The following is a 21,231-nucleotide window of genomic DNA, read 5'->3' on the forward strand; positions in this document are numbered from 1 at the left end:
CCCCGCGATCCTCACAGTCAGCCCAGGCGCGCGCTGATCACGAGCTCCTCGCCGACGTCGAGCCGCACGTCCACGAGCCGCACGCCGGGCGGCAGGGCGGCAGCGAGGTCGATGCGCTGGTGGGCGGCGGCCTCGACGCGCCCGCGGACGGCGCCGAGCATGGCGGCGACCAGGGGGTTGCCGCTGGAGATCCGCACGTCCCCGACGGTGAGCACCATCGCGGCGTCGACCGACGCGGAGGCCGTGGCGGACACTCCGGCGGACAGGAAGCCCTTGCGGATCTTCGCCTCGATCCGCAGGCCCGCGGCCCGCGGGCCGTGCGAGTCGATCTGCACGTCGAGGTCGCTCAGCGTGATGCCCTGCGACTGCAGCGACACCGCGAGCATGCCGTGCACGGTCGCGACCAGGCCCGCGCGGGAGACGGCGACGCGGGCGTGGCCGGCGACCGGGTGCGCGTCGTCGGGCTCCACCAGCTCGACGCCGACCTGCCCGTCAGAGCCCTCCACCCAGGCGAACCGCAGTCCCTCGGCCTCGGCGGTCACGTCCGCGGGCAGGTCGACGGCGGTGAGGGGGTGCGCGTCGACGCGCACGCGGCGCACCGTGCCGGGCTCGCGAGCGGTCACGGCCGGCGGGGTCCACGAGGCGCCGGCGCTCTGGTGGCCCGCGCCGAAGGCCACGCCCGTGAGGTCCAGCTCCAGCGACGCGACGTCCGCGCCGTCGAGGTCCGCCTCCACCCGCGCCCGGTCGAGGCCGACGACGCCGGGCCCGGCGGTCCGCTGGGCGAGGTCCCGGAGCCGGGTGACGAGGTCCGCGCCGTCGGTGGGGCGCGGGGCAGGGCCGAGCGACAGGAGCTGCGCAGAGGTCATGGCGGGAGCCTAGCTGGCACGACGCGGGTGCCAGTCGGAGACCAGCAGGCCGACGGTCAGAGCAGCATGACCGCGGCGGTGACGACGCCGGCGATCACGACGAGCACGCGGAAGAGCGTGGGCGGCAGCCGCCGCCCCACCCGCGCGCCGACGTACCCGCCGACGACCGAGCCGGAGGCGAGCAGCAGTATCGCCGTCCATTGGAGGTCGGCCACGACGAGGAAGATCACCGTGGCGACGAGGTTTGACGACATGACCGCGAGCGTCTTCAGGGCGTTGACGAACCGCAGCTCGAGGTCGGTGCCGAGGCCGAGGACAGCGACCATCATCACGCCGGACCCCGCGCCGAAGTAGCCGCCGTAGACGCCGGTCAGCGTGGAGAACACGGACGTGACCGCGGACATCCGATGCCGGGGACCCTCCGCGCCCTTGCGGCGACGGGCGAGCCACCGGGAGATCGTGGGCTGCGCGCCCACCAGGAGGCAGGTGAACAGGATCAGCCACGGCACGACGCCCTCGAAGACGGCCGGTGGGAGCGCGAGGAGCAGGACGGCGCCGCCTACTGCGCCGACGGCGCAGGTGACGATGACGGTGGCCGCGATGCGCGGATGGGCGCGGAGCTCGGCGCGGTAGCCGAACGAGCCGGAGACGCCCGCCGGCAGGAGGCCCACGGTGTTCGACGCGTTCGCGACGACCGGCGGGAGGCCGACGGCCAGCAGCACGGGGAAGCTCAGGAGCGAGGCGACCCCGACGGTCGAGGTCAGCACCCCGGCCCCCAGCCCGGCGGCCAGCACGGCGAGGTGCTCCAGGCCGCTCACGTGCCGCTCACCGCTCGGGCTCGTCGGTGAGCTCGTCGGTGAGCTCGTCGGTGGGCTGGTCGGCGAGCATCGCGACGTCGGAGACCAGCTCGACGTGCGCGTGCATGGCCTGGGCCGCGCCGGCGGGGTCGCCGGTCCGGATCGCGTCGGCGATGACGCGGTGCCCGGCGAGGGAGTTGCGAGGACGCCCGGGCTGCGAGAGGGACTCGATCCGGGTCTCGCGGATGAGCTCGCCGATCTCGCCCATGAGTCGCGAGAGGAGTGGGGAGTGCGCGGCCGCCGTCACCGCGGCGTGGAACTCCTCGTCGCCGTCGACGCCCCGGTCACCGTCCTCGATGGCGTGGGCCATCGCGTCCAGGGCCGTGTCGATGCGCCGCAGGTCCTCCTCGGTGTGTCGCTGTGCGGCGAGCGCCGCGATCTTCGTCTCCAGGGCGTCGCGGGTGTCGATCACCTCGGGGAGCCGGTCGGCGTGGGCGCGTACGGCGTCGACGACGCGGTCGGTGGTGACGCCCGTGACGACCGTGCCGTCGCCGTGCCGGACGGCGACGGCGCCCACGACCTCGAGGGCGACGAGCGCCTGGGCGAGGGTCGCGCGGGAGACGCCGAGCTGGGCCGCGAGCTCGCGCTCGGGCGGCAGCTTGTCGCCGGCGGCGAGGCCGTTGGTGCGGATCCATGTCGTGATCTGCTCCGCGACCTGTTCGTAGAGGCGGGTGCGGGGCGGGCGCGGAGGGAACGGCGGCGACGACGGTGGCACGCTCCGAGCCTACTTGACAGGAGACCGAGCTGGCCTATTGGCTAGGCCACTGGTCCACGGGTGTGATGTCGGTCATAGGCGACCGGCGGCCGGTGGCGAAGGGGTTGAGGCTGAGATGGGACCAGAACTGGTGGCGATCGTCGCCCTGGTGGCGTTGTTCGTCGTGGGCACGCTGCTGCCGATCAACATGGGCGCGCTGGCGTACGTGGCCGCGTGGTTCGTCGGCATGTACGCGCTCGGCATGGACGAGAAGGAGATCCTCGGCGGGATCAGCGGTGATCTCGTCCTGACGCTCATCGGCGTCACCTACCTCTTCGCGATCGCGAAGAACAACGGCACGGTCGACCTCATCGTCCGCAAGTCCGTCCAGGCGGTCGGCGGTCGAGTGGCCCTGATCCCGTGGGTGATGTTCGCGGTCACCGCGGTGCTCACGGCGATCGGCGCCGCCAGCCCGGCGGCCTGCGCGATCATCGGGCCGATCGCCCTCGGCTTCGCCGGCCGCTACAAGATCAATGCGCTGATGATGGGCATGTTCGTGGTGCACGGCGCGCAGGCAGGCGGCTTCTCCCCGATCAGCATCTACGGCACGATCACCAACTCCGTGATGCGCGACGCCGGCTACGGCAACACCGAGGTGACCGTCTTCGTCTCCAGCCTTCTCGTCAACCTGGCACTGGCTGTCGTCCTCTTCCTCGCGCTCGGCGGCCGGCGCCTCATGAGCCAGCGCGTCGACCCTCTGGACACGGGCGAGGTGACGGAGTCGCTGCACACCGGTGGAGCGGCCGTCTCCGGACGCGGCCTCGGCGCGACCATCCCGACGATGACCCGCGGCGTGGGCGTCCGCCGGGACCAGGCGATCACGCTCGTCGCGTTCGCGGCCGTGGCGGTCGTGGCGCTCGCCTTCGACCAGAACATCGGGTTCACCGCGATCACCGCCGCCGTGCTGCTGGCGATCCTGTCGCCCAGGGAGCACAAGGACGCCGTGCGGCAGATCGCCTGGCCGACCGTGCTGCTCGTCGCCGGCGTCACGACGTACGCCACGATCCTCACCGAGGCCGGCTCGCCGGAGTACGTCGGCACCTGGGCCGCCGGGTTGGGGGTCGTGGCGATCGGCGCCCTTGTCCTCTGCTACGTCGGCGGCGTCGTCTCGGCCTTCGCGTCCTCGACCGCGCTGCTGCCCGTCCTCATCCCGATCGCCCTGCCGCTGGTCGCCACGGGGAACCTCAGCCCCGCGTTCCTCGCCGCTGCGCTCGCCGTCTCCTCGACCATCGTCGACGTCAGCCCGTTCTCCACGAACGGCGCCCTGATGGTGGCGAACCGGCCGGACACCATCGGCGAGCAGACCTTCTACAAGCAGGTGCTCACGTACGCGGTGATCGTGACGCTCGTCGGCCCGTTGCTCGTGTGGGCCGCCCTCGTCCTGCCGGGGTGGTGATCCGGTGACCGCATCGACCTCTGACCCGACCTCCGGGACCACCGGCCCCCTGGACGACGTCCTCGTCGTCGACCTCTCGCGTGCCCTCGCCGGTCCGCACGCCACGATGATGCTCGGCGACCTCGGCGCCCGGGTCATCAAGGTGGAGGCGCCGGGACACGGCGACGACACCCGCGGCTGGGGCCCGCCCTTCGTCGGCGAGGGCGACGGCGTGCAGTCGACGTACTTCCTGTCCGCGAACCGGAACAAGGAGTCGATCACCCTCGACCTCAAGGCCGAGGTCGACGTCCGGACCCTCCTCGAGCTCGTCGACCGGGCGGACGTGCTCGTGGAGAACTTCCGCCCCGGCGTGCTCGACCGCCTCGGGCTCGGCCTCGAGTCGATGCAGGCCCGCAACCCCCGGCTCGTCGTCCTGTCGATCACCGGCTTCGGCCACGACGGGCCCGAGGGCGGACGCGCCGGCTACGACCAGATCGCCCAGGGCGAGGCCGGGCTGATGTCGCTCACCGGCTCCGGCCCCGACGACCCGCAACGGGTGGGCGTGCCGATCGGCGACCTGCTCGCGGGGATGTACGGCGCCTACGGCGTGCTGGCCGCCCTGCACGAGCGGGAGCGCACGGGGGCGGGACAGGTCGTGCGCACGTCGCTGCTGGCCGCGGCCGTCGGGGTGCACGCGTTCCAGGGGACGCGGTGGACCGTGGCCGGGGAGGTCGGCCGCGCGCAGGGCAACCACCACCCGTCCATCGCCCCGTACGGCCTCTTCCGGTGCCGGGACTCCGCGGTGCAGATCGCCGTCGGCTCCGAGAGCCTGTGGCGGCGGTTCTGCGCCGAGTTCGGGCTCGACCCCGACGCGCCGGGGAGGGGCAGCAACGGAGAGCGGGTCGCCCACCGCGACGACGTCGTCGAGGCGGTGGAGAAGGTGTTCGCCGACCTGGACGCCGAGCCCCTGCTCGCCCGGCTCGAGGGCGCCGGGATCCCGGCCGGGCGGGTCCGGTCCCTCGACGAGGTCTACGACTGGGGCCAGACGGCGAGCCAGGGGCTGCTGGTCGACGTCGAGCACCCGACCCTGGGCACGATCACGCTCCCGGGGCCTCCGCTGCGCTTCTTCGGCGCCGACGGCTCCGAGAGCACCCGCCGCGACCACGCCGCCCCGCCCACCCTCGACGAGGACGGCGACGCGATCCGCCGCTGGCTGGGCGAGCAGACGTGAGCCGGCCGGTGCGCCGGGGCGCGCACGAGATCCTCGGCCTCGTCCTCGACGCGGGCTCCTTCGAGTCGTGGGACGAGCCGATCGACGTGGCGGGCCACGAGGAGGCGTACCGGGAGGCGTTGCGCTCGGCCGCGGCCGATGCCGGGACCGACGAGGCGGTGATCACCGGGCGCGGCCTCGTCCGCGGGCGGCCGGTGGTCGTCGTGGCGAACGAGTTCCGCTTCCTGGGCGGCTCGATCGGGGTGGCCGCGGCCCGGCGCATCGCGGCGGCCGTGCGGCGCGCGACCCGGCTGGGTCTGCCCCTGCTGGCCACCACGGCGTCGGGCGGGACGCGGATGCAGGAGGGCACCCCGGCGTTCCTGCAGATGATCGAGATCGGCCGTGCCGTGATGGCGCACCGGGCGGCCGGGCTGCCGTACCTCGTGTACCTACGCCACCCCACCACCGGCGGGGCGTTCGCGTCGTGGGGCTCGCTGGCGCACCTCACCGTGGCCGAGCCGGGCGCCCTGGTCGGCTTCCTCGGGCCCAAGGTCATCGAGGCGCTCACGGGCCGGGCGCTGCCCGAGGGGGTCCAGCGGTCGGAGAACCTCGCGGCGAAAGGTGTCATCGACGGGGTCGTGTCCCCGGAGAACCTGTCCGGCCTGCTGGACCGGGCGCTCGCGGTGCTCGTCGACCCGCCGGTGCCGCCCCGTCTCCCGCGTCGCGAGGGCGAGGTGGCGGCCGGCGGCTCTGCGTGGGCCTCGATCCTCCGCACCCGCGAGGAGGGCCGTGCGGGCGTGCGCGACCTGCTGCGCTACGGGGCGACCGGGACGGTGCGGCTCAGCGGCACCGACGAGGGAGAACGGGACGAGTCGATGCTCGTGGCCCTGACCAGGATCGACGGCCGGCCGTGCGTCGTGCTCGGGCAGGACCGCAGCCGGCAGAGCGCGACGTCGCCCATGGGGCCGGCCGCCCTGCGGGTGGCGCGCCGGGCGATGCTGCTCGCCGAGGAGCTGCGGCTCCCGCTCGTGGCCGTGGTCGACACGCCGGGTGCCGAGCTGTCCCAGGAGGCCGAGGAGGGGGCGATCGCCGGGGAGATCGCGCGGTGCATGGCGCTCCTGACCGGGCTGACCGTGCCGACGCTCTCGGTGATCCTGGGCCAGGGCTGCGGCGGTGGCGCGCTCGCCCTGCTGCCGGCCAGACGCGTGATCGCCACGGAGCACGCCTGGCTCGCGCCGCTGCCGCCCGAGGGCGCGAGCGTCATCGTGCACGGCGACGTGTCGCACGCGGCCGAGATGGCCGAGGCGCAGCACGTGCGCGCGGCGGACCTGCGCGCCGAAGGGGCCGTGCAGCACGTCGTGCCGGAGCGGGATGACGACGGCCCGCGCGAGCTCGCCGTCGCCGTCGCCGCCGAGTGCGCGCGTCAGCTGCGGGAGCTGATGGACGAGTCGACGGGCAGACCGGCGGGCAGACCGACGGGCGCAGCCTGACCCGGTGCCGCGCGCGAGACGCGGCCCCGCAGCCCACCGATGGCGAGGGCCGTCGTCGCGGCGAGGAACACGAGCTGCATGAGCGTGCGCGGCAGCAGGTGGTCCCACCAGGACAGGTCGGCGCCCGTCAGGGCGAGGTGCGCGTTGGCGGGGAACATCGCGAGGAGGAGCAGGGACAGGCCCGCGGCGGCGTACGGCCAGAGCCGGGGGGAGGCCATCGCGACCGCTGCGGCGAGCTCCAGGACGCCCGTCACGGTGACGATCAGGTCGGGGGCCGGAAGCCAGGCCGGCACCATCGCGACGAGCTCGGCGCGCATGCCGACGAAGTGCGCGATGCCGGTCATGACGAACATGACGCCGACGCCGCCGCGCAGTGCGGTCGGCCAGCCGCCGAGGGCGGGCCACCGGCGTCCCGCGACGAGGAGGGCGGCGGTGACGAGGACGAGGGCGATCAGCGGTTCCATGACGCTCCGATCTTGACGATGGCAAGTTCATGATCTCAGACGAACTTGACGTTGACAAGATTCGTTTCCTCAGCCGATGTGTCTGTCGGCTGAGTCTGCGGTTCCGTTCCGGGCGAGTACCTCGTTCCTCGGTCCTCACCCTGCGCTGCACCTCCGCCTCAGCCGAAGTGCTGCTGCAGCATCGGGCGCGCGGCATCGGTCGCCGACTCGCCGTCGTGCGTCATGGCCCCGGCGTTCCAGAGCGTCGCGAAACCGTGGGCGAACGACCAGGCTGCGCGTGCCGCGACCAGGTCGCCGCCGGGGCGCGCCGCCGCGGGGAGCGCCGTGACGCCGGCGAGCAGCGCGTCCCACGCGGCCTGCTGCGCGGCGCGCAGGCCGGCGTCCTCCGTGTCGAGCAGGTCGGGGCGGAACATCACCGCGAAGTCCGCCCGGCGCGTGGTCGCCACCTCGACGTACGCGAGCCCGAGGTCGACCATCGCGCCCGGGGAGGCCTCGGCCAGCCGGGCGGCCAGCGCCGCGAACCCGTCGGTGGCGAGCGCCGTCATCAGGCCGCGCTTGTCCCCGAAGTGGTGCGTGGGCGCCGCGTGGGACACCCCGACGCGGCGGGCCAGGTCGCGCAGGCTCACCGCGGCCGGGCCGCCCTCGTCGATGGCGGCCCGCGCCGCATCGAGCAGCGCGCCCCGCAGGTTGCCGTGGTGGTAGGGCCGTGCGCCGGTCTCAACGTTCACGGCTCCATCCTGCCTGCAGGGCGCAGGGACGTCCTCGCGGGGTAGCTCTGCGCAGACTCCGCATGTTCATGCTTGTCATGCGCAATAACCTTCGCCATACTCGCGGAGTCTGATCACGTGGAGTCGTCAACGCCGATGGCTCACGTCCAAGGAAGGACAACCGTGGATCCTCAGCTCCTGGTGGCCCTGCTGCTCGGCATCGCCACGATCATCGTCGTCGTGCTGCGGACGCGTCTGGACGCGTTCGTCGCCCTGATCCTCGCCTCGCTGGTCACCGGGATCGTCGCCGGCCAGCCCCTGCTGGAGACCGTCGACTCGATCACCACCGGGTTCGGCGACACCCTCGCCACGATCGGCATCGTCATCGGTCTCGGGGTCGGGATCGGCAAGATCCTCGAGGTCTCCGGCGCCGCCGACGCCCTCGCCCGCGCGTTCCTCAAGGCCTTCGGCAAGGGCCGCGAGGAGTGGGCCATGGGCAGTGTCGGCGCCCTGGTGTCGATCCCGGTGTTCTGCGACTCCGGCTACGTCATCATGAACCCCCTCGCCCGGTCCATCGCCCGCGTCAAGCGTGGCGGGTACGTCGCGCTCGCGCTCGCGCTGGGCTGCGGCATGACGCTCACACATCACATGGTGCCGCCCACGCCCGGTCCGCTCGGGGTCGCCGGCATCCTCAATGTCGACCTCGGCATGCTCATCGTCACCGGTCTCGCCTTCACGGTGATCCTGCTGCCGGTCGTCGTGCTCTACGCCAAGTGGGTCGGCCCGCAGCTGGAGGACAGGGTCATCCCGTCCGTGCGGGAGGCGGTGTATGGCCGGATTCCGGTCGCCACGTTCGCCGGGGGTGCGAGCGCCGGCACCGGCACGGGCGTCGACGACTATGACGGCCCGGCGCCGACCGACGACGACGCCGCGCCGGCGCACGACCTCGGCGAGCCGCCGGAGGGCGCAGGACCGCACCGCGTCGGTGCCGTCCTCGGCTCTCTGCCGCTGGTCATCCCGCTGCTGCTCATCGTGCTCAACACGGTCACCGCGGCGATCGACCGCGACCAGCAGGGTGTGCTGCAGGGTGACTACACGCCGTCGTCGTGGGTGGTGCCGTTCGCCTTCCTCGGCAACCCCGTCGTGGCTCTCGTGATCGGGATGGCCCTCGCCGTCTACGTGCTGCTGCCGCGCTGGACCCCGCGTGGCAAGGTGCACACCTGGCTCGCTGACGCCGCATCCTCGGCCGGGCTCATCCTGCTCATCACCGGCGCGGGGGGCGGGTTCGGCCTGGTGCTGCGCGAGTCCGGGGTGGGTGACGCCCTGGCCGAGGCCATCGCGTCGATCAACCTCCCCGTGTTCCTCGTGCCGTTCCTCATCGCGACGCTCGTGCGCATCGCGCAGGGCTCGGGCACCGTCGCGATGATCACGGCTGCCTCCGTGACCGCACCGCTCGTCGAGCCGCTGGGCATCGACCCGCTGCTGGCCGCGATGGCGTGCACCGCCGGGTCCATGGTGTTCAGCTACTTCAACGACTCATACTTCTGGGTCGTCACACGGTTCACCGGTCTCGAGGGCACCGACGCGCTGCGGGCCTGGTCCGGCATCACCACCGCCGTGTGGGCAGGCTCTATCCCGCTCCTGTTCGTGCTCAGCCTGATCGTTTGACCGTGGCTGACATCCTCGTCGTCGCCGACGACCTTACGGGCGCCAACGCCGCCGCCGCCGGATTTGCCCGGGCTGGTCGGCGGTCCGTGACCGTCGGGCACGACGGACGGTGGGAGGCGATCGCGGAATTCCACAGCCGGTTCGACGTCGTCGTCGCGACCACGGACACCCGGCATGCGCGGCCCGAGGTCGCCGCCGACACGGTGGCCCGAGCCGTGCGAGCCGGGTGGCCGGTGCGGCTGCTCAGCTCGCGGATCGACACGACGCTGCGCGGCAACGTGGGGGTGGCCGCGGAGGCGCTGCTGCACACGGCGCGCGAGCTGGCCGGCCGGCGGGTCGTCGGGCTGTGCGTGCCGGCGCATCCGGACGCCGGGCGGTTCACCGTCGAGGGCACGCAGCTGCTCGACGGCGTCCGGTTGGAGGAGACCGAGCTCGCCCGGGACGTGCGGTCGCCGGTCACCACGTCGTCCGTGGCCGAGATTCTCGGCCGCGGCACGTCGCTGCGCACCGCCGGGGTGCCGCTGTCCGCCGTCACCGACGGCGAGGCCGGGCTGCGCGCGGCCGTGCGCGACGCCGTGGGCTCCGGGGCCGATGTCGTGCTGGGCGACGCCCTGACCAACGACCACCTGGCCCGGCTCGCCCGCGCGGCGGCGGCCGTCGCCGGCGAGGACCCCGACCTGCTGTGGGTGGGCATCGACCCCGGGCCGGGGTCCGTGGCGCTGGCCGAGGCCTTGCTCCCCAGTGCCGTCGGCGGTGCTCCGTTGCTCGCCGTCTGCGGGTCGGCGACCGCGCTCACCCGCACCCAGCTGCAGCGGCTGCTTGCCGAGCGTGACGTCGTCGTGGTGCGGCCGGAGGGCGGGTGCGTGCCCGACGTCGACGCCACGGCCGCGCGCCTGACCGACGCGCTCGCGTCGGCCTGTCCGGGCTCCGTCGTCCTGCTCGCCACCGTGCTCGAGCCCGCCGACGTCCAGCCACTGGCCGCGCAGCAGTCGGCCGACCTGCCGCGTGCGCTCGGTCGGGTGGTACGCCGCGCGCTCGAGTCGTGCGCCGTCGACGGCCTCTACACCACGGGCGGCGACATCACCACCGCCGTTCTGGCTGCACTCGGTGGGCGGGGCATCGCCGTCACCGACGAGGTGGTGCCGCTCGCCACCGCCGGTGAGATCGTGGGTGGGCCGTGGGACGGCCTGCCGATAGCCACCAAGGGCGGGCTCGTCGGGGCCGCCGACGCCGCGGTCGCGTGCCTGGACCACGTCGCTCGCGCGGCAGCGCAGCGCGCCCGGTGGGTGCGCGCCGCGATGCCGCGCGAGGAGATCTGAACGCCGAAGGAAGGACACCGCACCATGACTCGTCCCGTGCTCGCGCTCACCGTCGGGGATCCCGTCGGCATCGGACCGGAGATCACCCTCGCCACCCTCGCCGAGCACGCCGGCGACGTCGCCCACCACGGGATCGCTGTCGGTGACCTCGGGGCGCTCGAGCGGGCGCGCGGCGCGCTTGGGCTCGACGTCGAGCTGCGGGCTGTGAGCTCGTGGGACGCCGAGCCGGCGGGCGAGGGCGTCGTCGACGTCTTCGACATCGGGGTGCTCGGCACCGATCTGCCGGGCTGGGGAGAGGTCGACCCCCGGGCCGGGCGCGCTGCCGTCACCGCGATCGAGGTCGCCGCCCGCGCCGCGTTGGACGGGTCCGTGGCCGGGGTCGTGACCGGGCCGGTCAACAAGGAGGCCATCTGGGCCGCCGGCAGCGAGCACCTCGGCCACACCGAGATGCTCGGCGAGCTCACCGGTGTCACGAAGCAGGACACCATGTTCGTGGTGCGCAGCACGCACGTCCCCGGGCACCACCTGCGCATCTTCTTCGCCACCCGGCACCTGGCACTGCGCAAGGCGCTGGACGCGATCACGCGGGAGACCCAGCTCGACTCCATACGGCGCGCCGCCCGGGCGCTCGAGGTCTTCGGCGTGCCGGCGCCGCGGCTCGCCGTCGCGGCCATCAACCCGCACGGCGGGGAGAACGGGGCGTTCGGCGACGAGGAGATCGTGCACCTGGCTCCCGCCGTGGGCGACGCCCGCCGGGCCGGACTCGACGTGTCCGGGCCGATCCCCGCCGACTCGGTCTTCCATCACGGGCTGACAGGGCGCTACGACGGGATCCTGTCCCAGTACCACGACCAGGGACACGTCGCGGCGAAGACCTTCGACTTCGACGGCACGATCTCTGTGACCGTGGGCCTGCCGATCCTGCGCACGTCGGTCGACCACGGCACCGCGTTCGACATCGCCGGCAGCGGCACGGCCGAACCCGGGACGATGCGCTCGGCGTACCTCGCCGCGGTGGAGTACTCGCCGTTCGTGGACCGCATCCGCGCCGCCTACGCGCCGGGCTCGGGCGCATGAGCGAGGCTGAGCTGCGCCGCGGCACCCGGGAACGGCACGAGCAGCTGGTCACCCTGGTGCGCGGCGGCACCACGCGCGTGGAGGACCTCGCGGCGGGGCTCGGCATCTCCGAGTCGACGGTGCGGCGCGACCTGGCACACCTGGGGGCGCGCGGCCTGCTGACCCGCACCTACGGCGGCGCCACCGCCGAGGCTTCCTTCCACGAGCGGGCCCTGGCCGAGCGGATGCGGGTGAACCTGCCGGCGAAGGCCGCGATCGGGCGGCGCGCCGCGGAGCTCGTCCCCGACGAGGGCACGGTCTTCCTCGACGCGGGCTCGACGACGGCGCAGCTCGCCGAGCACCTGACCGGGCGCACCGGGCTGACGGTGCTGACCCGCGGGCTGGAGAACGCGCTGATGCTCGCCGGCGTGCCGGGCCTCGACGTCGTGGTGCTCGGCGGGTCCGTGACCACGAAGAGCCACGGTCTGGTGGGGCCGCTGACCACCCTCGGGCTCGAGCGGTTCATGGTCGACGTCGCGTTCCTGGCCGTCGACGCGCTCGACCCGGTCGATGGCGTGGGCGAGGTGACCGCGCTCGAGGCCCAGACCAAGGAGGTCGCGGCCCACCGTGCCCGGCGCACCGTCGTGCTGGCCGATGCGACCAAGCTCGAGCGTGGCGCGGTACCGGCGTGGGCGCCGCTGCCGGACGGTTGGACCTTGGTCACCGACGCTGCCGACGCCGAGGTGATCGGCCGGTACCGCGACGCCGGGGTCGAGGTGCTGGTCGCGGGGTGAGGCGCCCGCGCCGCCCGGACCCGCGCCGCCCGGACCCGCGGCGCCTCATCCTGCTGCGCGGGTCCGCAGGTGGGACGTCACGGCGAGCTCCACCAGAGTCCGGTTGCGCCGCGCCCACGACGTCGGCGGCCTCCGCCGCCCGGGCGAGGTCGGAGGTCGTGACGCGGACCGGTCGGGCGGGATCCTCGCGGCGCGCCAGCCGCCGCCCGAGCTCCGCGGCGACCCGGTCGGCGTCGGCCCGGCCCCGGGGCGTGAGCCGCGAGTCGTACCAGCCGCCGACCAGGTCGCGAGCCGTGTGCTCCGCGTGCGGGTGCGCGACGACGAAAAGGTGGCGGGTCATGCCCGCCATCCTGCCCGCCGGGACGGACGGAGGGCCACGCGATCAGCGGGCGAGGCCGGTCAGGAGGCGAGGAGGTCGCCGTCGATCGAGGCCGCCGCCAGCTGGCCCGCCGCCATCGCCGCCGTCACCGAGCTCACGGGCATCGGGAAGTCCGCCGTGTGCGCCAGGTCGCCCGCGGCGAAGACGCCGGCCAGGCTCGTGCGGCCCATCGGGTCGACGGCGACAGAACCCGAGTCGCGCAGCTCCAGGCCGAGCTGCGCCGCGAACGGCGCCGTCTGGTGCAGGGTCGGCGCGACCATGATGCCCCCGAGCTCCAGGGTGCCCCCGTCGGCAAGGACGGCGCGGGCTCCGTCGCGGCCACCGGCCAGCGTCGCCGCCTCGAGCCGCTCCACCTTGTCCGCGCGGACCTCGACGCCCCCGGCGTCCAGCGCCGCGCGGACCTCGGGGTCCACGTCTGCCCCGTCGGCCAGGACGACGATCCGGCTCGCGATCCGCGCCATGAGCCCCGCGACCCGCGGCGCGTGGGGGCCGGCCCCGAGGATCGCGACGGGGGTGCCGGAGAACTCGTGGCCGTGGCAGTACGGGCAGTGCGCGGCGACGGTGCCGAACAGTTCGGCGAGGCCTGGGGTTGCCGGCAGCTCGTCGCGCACGCCGGTCGCGAGCAGCAGGCGTCGTGCGGTCACGTCGCCGGCGTCGGTGTGCACGACGAACCCGTCCGTGGGCGAGCTCGCGTCGAGGGGCGCGACCTCGCGCGCGGTGGCGCGGCGCAGCTCCACCGTGTCGTACGCGGCCAGGGTGCGGTGCGCGGCGGCGCGGAACTCGGCGGGCGGCGTGCCGTCGAAGCCGAGCACGTTGTGCATCGCGTCGGCGGGGTCGTTGCGGTAGACGCCGGAGTCGAGCACGACGACGTCGCGGTGTGTGCGCCCGAGCATGAGGGCGGCGGCCAGGCCCGCCGGGCCTGCGCCGAGGACGACCGCGTCGTGCATCGAGGGGGTGGGGGCGCTGCTCATGGGTGCTCCTTGATGATGGGGAAGCCGTCCGGGGTTGCGTGCTGACCCCAGCGTGTGACTTCATGTCAACATGAAGTCAAGCGCTGTGTCGGAGGAATTGCTGTCGTGCCCGACGTGGAGCGTGGGCGAGCTCGCGGAACGGTTCGGCCTCGAGACCCACGTGCTGCGGTACTGGGAGGAGGTCGGCCTGCTCGCCCCGACCCGCGACGGCGCGGGACGACGCCGCTACGGCCAGGACGACGTCGTGCGCGTCGCGACGATCCTCAGCTCCAAGGTGGCGGGGATGAGCCTGGAGCAGATCCAGGTGCTGCTCGACGCCGGGGGTCACGACACCGGCAGCGCGGAGCGGCATCGGGTGCTCACCACCCACCTGGCCGAGCTCGACCGACGGCAGGAGGAGATCGACCGTTCGCGGCACATGACGGAGCACGCGCTGGCGTGCCGGGCCCACGACATCGCCACCTGCCCCCACTTCCGCGAGCACGTCCAGGACCTCGTGGACGGCACCCGCACCTGGCGCGAGGTGCACCCGGCCCACCTGGTCCCCGTGCGGGCGCCGGCATGAGCCCAGTCGGTCCTGTCGCACCCGCCCGGGCCACGCCGCGCGAGCTCGGCATCGTCGTCGGCGCGCTGCCCACGGGCGAGGCCAACGCGATCACCGACGTGGCGGGCGTGCGGGTGGGGCACGCGACCCTGCACGAGGGCGAGCGCCTGCACACCGGCGTGACCGCCGTCGTACCGGACGTGCTCGGCGCCGGTCCGGGGCAGCGGCCCACGCTGCCGTGCGGGCTGTTCGTGGGCAACGGCTTCGGCAAGCTGATCGGCGCGACGCAGGTGGAACAGCTCGGCGCGATCGAGACGCCGATCCTGCTCACCGCGACCCTCTCCGCGTTCCGCGCGGCCGACGCGCTGGTGACGCACATGCTCGCGCGCCCCGGCTACGAGGACGTGCGGACGCTCAACCCGGTGGTGGGGGAGACGAACGACGGGTACCTGTCGGACATCCGCTCCCGGCCGATCACCGAGGCGCACGTGCTCGCTGCGATCGACGGCGCCGCGCCCGGCCCGGTGCCGCAGGGTTGTGTCGGCGCGGGTGCCGGCACCGCCGCGCTGGGCTACAAGGGCGGCATCGGCACGTCGTCGCGCGTGGTCGCAGCGGGCGGTGGGGGCAGCGTCGGCGAGGAGTGGACGGTCGGCGCGCTCGTGCAGTCGAACTTCTCGGGCATGCTGACGGTGCGCGGCGTCCCCCTGCCCGCGGAGGACCTGCTGGCCGCTTCGCTGGTCGGGCCCGACGAAACCTCGACCGCCGGGGACGACGGCAACTCCTGCATGATCGTCGTCGCGACGGACGCGCCGCTGGACGCGCGCCGGCTGGAGCGGGTGGCGCGCCGGGCGGTGTTCGCCATGTCCCGCGTGGGCTCGGACTTCGCGCAGGGGAGCGGCGACTACGGCCTCGCCTTCACGACGGCGGACCCGGCCGCCGCGCTCCTGGCCGACGACGCGCTGAACCCCCTGTTCGCGGCCGCCATGGACGCCGTCGAGGAGGCGCTGCTCGCCTCGGTGTTCACCGCCACCACGACGGCGGGCCACCGGGGAACGCTACGCGGCGTCCCGCACGACGTGGCACTCGCGCGGCTCTCGGCCGCCGGCGTGGTAACCCCGCCAGCCTGACCCGGGGCACGCCCTCCGGATCGCGTGCACCTCTTGTGACGCCACGTCGAACGTGGTTGCAGCGCTTCCGAACGATTCGCTGTCATCGATTACCGGCACAGGCTTCCACGCCCGTGCCGGAGCATCCACCCTGACCGACGACGGGCCTCGACGGCGGTCGCGCTGTGCGGGGGTGCACCGCGCGCGACGCCGTCACCGGAGCCCGGCCGTGCCGCCCGGTCAGCCCTTCGCGCCCTGCTTCGCCGCCTTGGCCTCGGCCTTCTGCGCCTTCTTGAACGCCCGCACCTCCACGAGCGTCCCGGCGTCGGTGACGTCGGCGATCGAGCGACGCGAGCCCTCGTCCCCGTAGTGCCCGGCGGCCTCCCGCCAGCCCGCGGGCCGCACGCCGCGCTGCTTTCCCAGCAGGGCGAGGAAGATCTTGGCCTTCTGCTCGCCGAACCCGGGCAGCGCGCGCAGCCGCGCCAGCACGTCGCCCCCGGTCGCCGGCCCGTCGGCGCCCGGCCGGGTCCAGATCGCGGTGACGTCGCCGTCGTACTCGTCCACCACGACGCGCGCCAGCGCCTGGACGCGGCCCGCCATCGAGCGCCCGTAGCGGTGGATCGCCGGGGGAGTGGTCGCCAGGGTGACGAACTCGTCCGGGTCGGCGTCCGCCACCGCGCGCGGGTCGATGCTGCCCAGCCGGTCGCGGATCTTGCGCGGCCCGGCGAACGCGTGCTCCATCGGGTACTGCTGGTCGAGCAGCATCCCGATCAGCAGCGCGAACGCGTCGTCGCTCAGCAGCTGGTCCGTTTCCGTGTCGCCGGTGATCCACAAGTCGGTAGCCATGAGGACCATCTTGCCGGAGGCAGTCGTCGCCGGCGTCGTCGCATCTGCGCATGGATGAGCGGAGTTTCGCCTTGGGCCACGAGGTGCGACTCCCCGACGGGCGCCGTCTGGCGGGGATGAGCTTCGGCCCTCCCGATGGGGGTTCGTCGACGGGGAGGATGTGTCCGGCCCCGGGGATCAGCCTGGGGTCGAGGTCGTCGACGAACGGGTGGCCGTGCCGTCCGTGGGCAGCCGGCGCAGTCGCCCGGCGAGGAAGTGCTCGACGCCGACGAGCTTCGAGCTCGCGCCGACGAAGCCGCCCAGCATCCCGCGCGCCTCCTCGGCGCCGATGACACGCAGGTCGTCCACCCGGTAGTCGGTACCCTTGCGGGTCAAGGTGTAGGAGCCGGCCGCGCGGACGTTGCGACACCAGTCGACGTCCGGTCCCCAGGGCAACGGGGTCAGGACCAGTACGTCGCGGTGCTCGGCGATCTCGACGGGCGCGCCCGGGCGCGCGACCGACGCCGGGTCGATCGGGGCGCGGGCGGCGAACGCGACCACGGGCGTGCGGTACGGGCGCCCGCTCTTGCGGCCGACGTGGTGCACCGTGGCCCACGGTGGGATCCGGGACGAGAGCTTCAGTGCGTACGGGTTGAATGTCTGGGTGGCCTTGACGGCGGCGGATGGCATCGGCATGTCGTCCATCCTGATGCGGTCCGCCCTGCCCCGCTGGTTGACTGGGTGCCATGAATCTCTGGGAGGTGCTCGTCGTGCTGAGCGCGCTGGCTACGGGACTTGCGGGCGGGGTGTTCGCCGCGTTCTCCACGTTCGTGACGGCGGGCCTGCGCAGGCTCGCCCCGGCGGACGCGGCCGCGGCGATGGCCGCGATCAACGAGGACGCGGTTCGCCCGCCCTTCATGACCCTGTTCGGCGCGGCGGTGCTCGTGCCCGCGGCCGCGGCCGCGGTCGGTCTCGTCGGCGGGTACGACGGGGCGTGGCTCCTCGTGGCCGCCACCGTGCTGTCCGTGGTGGGCATGCTCGTCGTCACGGCGGCCGGCAACGTGCCGCTCAACGACCGGCTCATGGCGCATCGCGACGCCGCCGGCTGGGCGGCCTTCGACCGCCCGTGGAGCCGGTGGAACCACGTGCGGACCGTCGCGTGCGCCGCGTCCTGCGTGCTCACCGTCCTGGCGCTGGTGGTCGCATGAGGATCCGGGACCCGCGGGACTGGAACAGGCCGGTGCGGCCGAAGGTTGCACCGGGCATGGCCACGGAGAAGAGCACCGAGACGGGCACCGAGGCGAGCACCGAGGCGAGCACGGACACGAGTGCCGAAACGGGCGGTGACACCGCCGCGGCTACCGAGGCCGTCGTCGACCGCGTCCTCGACGACACGACGACGTGGGCCGTCGTCGGCCTGTCGACGAACACTGAGCGCGCGGCCTACGGCGTGTCCCGCATCCTGCAGCGAGCCGGCAAGCGGATCGTTCCGGTGCATCCGAGCGCCGCCACGGTGCACGGCGAGCAGGGCTACGCGACCCTCGCCGACATCCCGTTCCCCGTCGACGTCGTGGACGTGTTCGTGCGCTCCGAGCTCGCGGGAGACATCGCCGACCAGGCGATCGCGATCGGCGCGAAGGCGGTGTGGTTCCAGCTCGACGTGATCGACGAGGAGGCCGCCGCGCGCGTGCGCGCCGCCGGCCTCGACATGGTCATGGACCGCTGCCCGGCCATCGAGCTGGGTCGGCGGTAGGCAGGTCAGCGCGGGCTGAACGCCAGCACCGGCCGCCCGGTGCGTGGGTGCGTGAGCACCTCGGTGCGGACGCCGTAGACGGGATCGAGGACGTCGGGCACGAGGACGTCGCGCACGGCCCCGGCGGCGACGACCCTTCCGCCCGAGAGCAGCACGACGTGGTCGCAGTGCTGCGCGGCGAGGTTGAGGTCGTGCAGGGCGGCCAGCACCGCGACGCCCCGGTCGGCGAGGTCGCGCAGCACGCGCAGCGCGTCGAGCTGGGCGGCGATGTCGAGGTGGTTCGTCGGCTCGTCGAGCAGGATCAGCGCGGGCTCCTGGGCGAGGGCGCGCGCCATGTGCACGCGCTGGCGCTCGCCCCCGGAGAGGGTCGCGACCTCGCGGTCCGCGAAGTTCGCCATCCCCACCGCGGCGAGGGCCGCGCGCGCCGCCGCGCGGTCGCCCGGGGAGTCGCCCGCGAGGAGCGGCCGGTGCGGGATGCGGCCGAGCAGCGCGGCGTCGAGCACCGTCACGGGGAGGTCCGTGGTCGCCTCCTGCTCGACGAGCGCGAGCACCCGGGCCCGGCGTCGGCGAGGGAGCGCGAGGAGGTCGCTGCCCGCGAACGTCACGCGGGCGTGGGTGTCGATGTCCGAGCTGCCGGCGTCCGACGGCGGCAGCACGCCCGCGAGCACGCGCAGCAGCGTGGACTTGCCCGACCCGTTGGGGCCGAGCAGGCCGCCGACGGCCCCCGTCGGGGCGGCGACGTCCACGCCGTCGAGGATGAGCCGGCCGCTCGTGGACCACGAGACCCGCGCGGCGTCAAGGCCGGCGCCCGAGGCGCGCGCGTCGTCCCGGGTCGTCGCGCCGGTGTTCGTGCGGCCGTCTGTGTCGAGATCCGTGCTCATGCGATCCTCCGTCCGCGCCACAGCAGGAAGGCGAACACCGGCGCGCCGATGGCCGCGGTGACGATGCCGACCGGGACCTCGCGGGGCGCGAAGACCGTGCGGGCGAGGGTGTCGGCCCACACGAGGAACGACGCGCCGCACAGGGCCGACAGCGGCAGGAGCAGGCGGTGCCGCGCGCCGGTGAGCATCCGCACGGCGTGGGGCAGGATCAGGCCGACGAAGCCGATCGAGCCCGACTGGGACACCAGCGCCCCGGTGAGCAGCGCGACGCCGACCAGCAGCAGCCACCGCACCCGCGCGACGGGCACGCCGAGCGCGGCGGCGGCCGTGTCGCCGAACGTGAACGCGTCCAGGATGGAGCCGGTCGACGCGAGCAGCGTCCCGAGCACGAGCACCGCGATCCCGGCGATCGCCACCGAGCTCCAGGTCGCGCCCGCGACCGAACCCATGAGCCACGACAGGATCTCGCGGTAGGAGTCGCCCGTCGCGGACCAGAAGATGACGAAGCTGGTCGCCGCCGCGGCGAGCTGGCTCACCGCGAGCCCGGCCAGGACCGTCCGGGTCGGGGTGATCGCGCCGATGGCGCCGGCCAGGCCGAGGGCGGCCACGAGGGCGGCGACCGCCCCGGCAAAGGCGGCGATGGGCAGCAGCACCGTCAGCCCCGCGACAAGCACCAGCACCGCGCCGAGCGACGCCCCGGACGACAGGCCCAGCAGGTACGGGTCGGCGAGCGGGTTGCGCGTGAGGGACTGCATGACGACGCCGCAGATCGCGAGCCCGGCGCCGACCGCCGCGGCGGTGAGCACGCGCGGCAGGCGCAGCTCCCACACCATGCCGTCGGGCAGGGCGCCGATCGGGTCCAGTCCGAGCGCGCCGCCGAGGCCGAGGTGCGTCGCGACGGACCGCCAGACGTCCGCGACGGACAGGTCCGCCGGGCCGATCGTCACCGACACCAGCACGGTCGCGACCAGCACCACGACGGACGCGGGCAGCCACCAGGCAGCACCCTGGCGTGTCGTCGGCCGCGGCGTGGTCTCGACAGGCTCGACCGACGGCGCTGCGGGGGGAGCGGTCCGCGTCGTCACAGGTCGAGGCCCTCGAGCTGTCCGGCGAGGTCGACGACGGCGTCGACGTTGCGCACGCCCGCCTCCGAGGCCGGGAACGGGACGGTGAGGTAGCGGCCCTCGCGCACGGCCGTCATCCGCGCCGTCGCCGGGTGGGACTCCAGGCGCTCGATCTTCTGCTCGGCGCTGTTCCAGGTCGCGTCGACGAGGACGATGACGTCGGGGTCGGCCTCGATGGCCTCCTCCCAGGCGTACGACGTCCAGGTGTCCTGCACGTCGCGCGCGACGTTCTCGAGCCCGACGGCGTCCATGATCATCTGCGGCGCGCCGATGCCGGCGCCCACGTAGGGGATGTCGTCGCCGGAGGAGTACCAGAGCGCCGTGAGGCCGCGCTCGTCAGGTGTCACCGACCCGAGGGACTCCCGCTGCTCGTCGACGAGGGACTCCGCGGCGTCGGCGGCGTCGAAGACCTCGCCGGCCTCCTCGATCTCGGCGAAGACGTCATCGAACGTCAGCGGGTCGGGCATGTACTCGGGGGCCTTGCAGGCGGCGGGGGAGACGTACGTCGCGACGCCGAGCTTGGCCAGCGTCTCGCGGTCGCCCGCGCCCTCCGCGGTGAGGTTGGACTCCCAGCCCGTGTAGACGAGGTCGGGCTCCAGGCCGAGGACAGCCTCGGCCCCGGGCACCTGGTCGGCCATGGGCTCGGCGACGGCGGGCACGTCGGCGGCGGCGTCGGCGAGGGAGTCGGGCACCGGGCCGTCGAGGAACGCCGACCCGACGATGCGGTCGCCCAGGCCCAGCGCGAGCAGCATCTCGGTGGTGCTCGACTTGACGGTCACGACGCGCTGCGGCGCGGCGTCGACGGTGGTCTCGAACCCGCAGTTGTCGACGGTCAGCGGATAGCTGGTGCCGCCGGCGCCGGACGTTGGCGAGCCCGCGGCGCCGGGCGCGGCGTCGGTGCCGGGGGAGCAGCCGGCGAGCGCGACGACGGACAGGACGACGGGCAGCGTGAGCAGGGCAGGGACGGTGGTGCGGGTGCGGCGGGGCACGCGGGATCTCCCGGGATCGTGGCGGGTCGGGGTGACGCCTCGATCACGTCTCACGACGCCCCGAGGACGACGGCGCGCCATCTCGCACCGGTGGAACCG

At 74.2% G+C, this 21,231-nt stretch carries 23 protein-coding genes; 11 read left to right on the forward strand and 12 right to left on the reverse strand.

Annotated features, from left to right (window positions below; genetic code table 11):
* Window positions 1-17: 17 nt before the first annotated feature.
* The 3 genes from AC1C2W_RS05060 to AC1C2W_RS05070 are packed head-to-tail and all read right to left on the reverse strand — an operon-like array spanning window position 18 to window position 2,438.
* Window positions 18-866 (reverse strand): hypothetical protein, encoded by an 849-nt coding sequence (locus AC1C2W_RS05060; RefSeq protein WP_495412541.1) that lies wholly within the window; start codon window positions 864-866, stop codon window positions 18-20.
* A gap of 56 nt (window positions 867-922) precedes the next feature.
* A complete protein-coding gene (locus tag AC1C2W_RS05065; protein ID WP_495390218.1) occupies window positions 923-1,684 on the reverse strand; it encodes a sulfite exporter TauE/SafE family protein in 762 nt (253 codons plus the stop codon).
* 7 nt (window positions 1,685-1,691) lie between these two features.
* The gene (locus tag AC1C2W_RS05070) at window positions 1,692-2,438 is read right to left on the reverse strand and encodes a FadR/GntR family transcriptional regulator (RefSeq protein ID WP_495412542.1); all 747 of its coding nucleotides are present in this window, start codon (window positions 2,436-2,438) and stop codon (window positions 1,692-1,694) included.
* 115 nt (window positions 2,439-2,553) lie between these two features.
* Here AC1C2W_RS05070 and AC1C2W_RS05075 point away from each other — a divergent pair, with 115 nt between their 5' ends.
* From AC1C2W_RS05075 to AC1C2W_RS05085, 3 genes are read left to right on the forward strand one after another with little or no spacing between them, the layout of a single operon-like run.
* A complete protein-coding gene (locus AC1C2W_RS05075) occupies window positions 2,554-3,873 on the forward strand; it encodes an SLC13 family permease (RefSeq protein WP_495412543.1) in 1,320 nt (439 codons plus the stop codon).
* A 4-nt stretch (window positions 3,874-3,877) separates the two neighbouring features.
* On the forward strand, window positions 3,878-5,083 hold the full coding sequence (locus tag AC1C2W_RS05080) for a CaiB/BaiF CoA transferase family protein (RefSeq protein WP_495390221.1): 1,206 nt from the start codon (window positions 3,878-3,880) through the stop codon (window positions 5,081-5,083).
* A complete protein-coding gene (locus AC1C2W_RS05085) occupies window positions 5,080-6,552 on the forward strand; it encodes a carboxyl transferase domain-containing protein (RefSeq protein ID WP_495412544.1) in 1,473 nt (490 codons plus the stop codon). Before AC1C2W_RS05080 ends, AC1C2W_RS05085 begins: the two co-directional genes overlap by 4 nt.
* Here the strand turns inward: AC1C2W_RS05085 and AC1C2W_RS05090 are convergent.
* Both AC1C2W_RS05090 and AC1C2W_RS05095 read right to left on the reverse strand, forming a co-directional pair.
* Window positions 6,486-7,016, reverse strand: coding sequence for a DoxX family protein (locus tag AC1C2W_RS05090; protein ID WP_495412545.1), 531 nt, complete (start codon window positions 7,014-7,016; stop codon window positions 6,486-6,488). The genes AC1C2W_RS05085 and AC1C2W_RS05090 overlap by 67 nt on opposite strands.
* Window positions 7,017-7,174: 158 nt before the next feature.
* On the reverse strand, window positions 7,175-7,744 hold the full coding sequence (locus tag AC1C2W_RS05095; RefSeq protein WP_495390224.1) for a TetR/AcrR family transcriptional regulator: 570 nt from the start codon (window positions 7,742-7,744) through the stop codon (window positions 7,175-7,177).
* A gap of 162 nt (window positions 7,745-7,906) precedes the next feature.
* On the opposite strand from AC1C2W_RS05095, the gene AC1C2W_RS05100 reads away from it, so the two are divergent.
* Genes AC1C2W_RS05100 through AC1C2W_RS05115 form a run of 4 tightly spaced genes read left to right on the forward strand, consistent with a single transcriptional unit; the run spans window position 7,907 to window position 12,560 of the window.
* Complete coding sequence (locus AC1C2W_RS05100) at window positions 7,907-9,391, forward strand: GntP family permease (protein WP_495412546.1); 1,485 nt, start codon at window positions 7,907-7,909, stop codon at window positions 9,389-9,391.
* Between the two features lie 2 nt (window positions 9,392-9,393).
* Entirely contained in the window at window positions 9,394-10,710 is a 1,317-nt protein-coding gene (locus tag AC1C2W_RS05105; protein ID WP_495390226.1) for a four-carbon acid sugar kinase family protein, read from the forward strand.
* 24 nt (window positions 10,711-10,734) lie between these two features.
* Entirely contained in the window at window positions 10,735-11,787 is a 1,053-nt protein-coding gene (gene pdxA, locus AC1C2W_RS05110) for a 4-hydroxythreonine-4-phosphate dehydrogenase PdxA (RefSeq protein WP_495412547.1), read from the forward strand.
* Window positions 11,784-12,560, forward strand: coding sequence for a DeoR/GlpR family DNA-binding transcription regulator (locus AC1C2W_RS05115; RefSeq protein ID WP_495390228.1), 777 nt, complete (start codon window positions 11,784-11,786; stop codon window positions 12,558-12,560). Before pdxA ends, AC1C2W_RS05115 begins: the two co-directional genes overlap by 4 nt.
* Here the strand turns inward: AC1C2W_RS05115 and AC1C2W_RS05120 are convergent.
* Together AC1C2W_RS05120 and AC1C2W_RS05125 are read right to left on the reverse strand one after the other, a co-directional pair.
* The gene (locus tag AC1C2W_RS05120) at window positions 12,487-12,909 is read right to left on the reverse strand and encodes a phosphoglycerate mutase family protein (RefSeq protein WP_495412548.1); all 423 of its coding nucleotides are present in this window, start codon (window positions 12,907-12,909) and stop codon (window positions 12,487-12,489) included. The two genes, AC1C2W_RS05115 and AC1C2W_RS05120, sit on opposite strands and share 74 nt — an antisense overlap.
* Window positions 12,910-12,959: 50 nt before the next feature.
* Entirely contained in the window at window positions 12,960-13,910 is a 951-nt protein-coding gene (locus tag AC1C2W_RS05125; RefSeq protein ID WP_495412549.1) for an NAD(P)/FAD-dependent oxidoreductase, read from the reverse strand.
* 70 nt (window positions 13,911-13,980) lie between these two features.
* Between AC1C2W_RS05125 and AC1C2W_RS05130 the strand changes: the two genes are divergently transcribed.
* The gene (locus AC1C2W_RS05130) at window positions 13,981-14,475 is read left to right on the forward strand and encodes a MerR family transcriptional regulator (protein WP_495412550.1); all 495 of its coding nucleotides are present in this window, start codon (window positions 13,981-13,983) and stop codon (window positions 14,473-14,475) included.
* Window positions 14,472-15,581 (forward strand): P1 family peptidase, encoded by a 1,110-nt coding sequence (locus AC1C2W_RS05135; RefSeq protein ID WP_495390232.1) that lies wholly within the window; start codon window positions 14,472-14,474, stop codon window positions 15,579-15,581. The genes AC1C2W_RS05130 and AC1C2W_RS05135 overlap by 4 nt, the downstream gene beginning before the upstream one ends.
* A gap of 219 nt (window positions 15,582-15,800) precedes the next feature.
* On the opposite strand, the gene AC1C2W_RS05140 is transcribed toward AC1C2W_RS05135, so the two are convergent.
* Entirely contained in the window at window positions 15,801-16,406 is a 606-nt protein-coding gene (locus tag AC1C2W_RS05140; protein ID WP_495412551.1) for an HhH-GPD-type base excision DNA repair protein, read from the reverse strand.
* A gap of 177 nt (window positions 16,407-16,583) precedes the next feature.
* Window positions 16,584-17,081 (reverse strand): PNPOx family protein, encoded by a 498-nt coding sequence (locus tag AC1C2W_RS05145; RefSeq protein ID WP_495412552.1) that lies wholly within the window; start codon window positions 17,079-17,081, stop codon window positions 16,584-16,586.
* Window positions 17,082-17,131: 50 nt separating this feature from the next.
* Between AC1C2W_RS05145 and AC1C2W_RS05150 the strand changes: the two genes are divergently transcribed.
* Together AC1C2W_RS05150 and AC1C2W_RS05155 are read left to right on the forward strand one after the other, a co-directional pair.
* Complete coding sequence (locus tag AC1C2W_RS05150; RefSeq protein WP_495390235.1) at window positions 17,132-17,593, forward strand: anthrone oxygenase family protein; 462 nt, start codon at window positions 17,132-17,134, stop codon at window positions 17,591-17,593.
* Window positions 17,594-17,649: 56 nt separating this feature from the next.
* The gene (locus AC1C2W_RS05155; RefSeq protein ID WP_495412553.1) at window positions 17,650-18,138 is read left to right on the forward strand and encodes a CoA-binding protein; all 489 of its coding nucleotides are present in this window, start codon (window positions 17,650-17,652) and stop codon (window positions 18,136-18,138) included.
* A 5-nt stretch (window positions 18,139-18,143) separates the two neighbouring features.
* On the opposite strand, the gene AC1C2W_RS05160 is transcribed toward AC1C2W_RS05155, so the two are convergent.
* The 3 genes from AC1C2W_RS05160 to AC1C2W_RS05170 all read right to left on the reverse strand — a co-directional run bounded on the left by AC1C2W_RS05160 (window position 18,144) and on the right by AC1C2W_RS05170 (window position 21,132).
* Window positions 18,144-19,019 (reverse strand): ATP-binding cassette domain-containing protein, encoded by an 876-nt coding sequence (locus tag AC1C2W_RS05160; protein ID WP_495412554.1) that lies wholly within the window; start codon window positions 19,017-19,019, stop codon window positions 18,144-18,146.
* Window positions 19,016-20,011 (reverse strand): putative F420-0 ABC transporter permease subunit, encoded by a 996-nt coding sequence (locus tag AC1C2W_RS05165; RefSeq protein WP_495412647.1) that lies wholly within the window; start codon window positions 20,009-20,011, stop codon window positions 19,016-19,018. The genes AC1C2W_RS05160 and AC1C2W_RS05165 overlap by 4 nt, the downstream gene beginning before the upstream one ends.
* 89 nt (window positions 20,012-20,100) lie before the next feature.
* Window positions 20,101-21,132, reverse strand: coding sequence for a putative F420-0 ABC transporter substrate-binding protein (locus AC1C2W_RS05170; protein ID WP_495412555.1), 1,032 nt, complete (start codon window positions 21,130-21,132; stop codon window positions 20,101-20,103).
* Between the last annotated feature and the right edge of the window lie 99 nt (window positions 21,133-21,231).

It is taken from the genome of Isoptericola sp. Y581, from assembly GCF_059445475.1.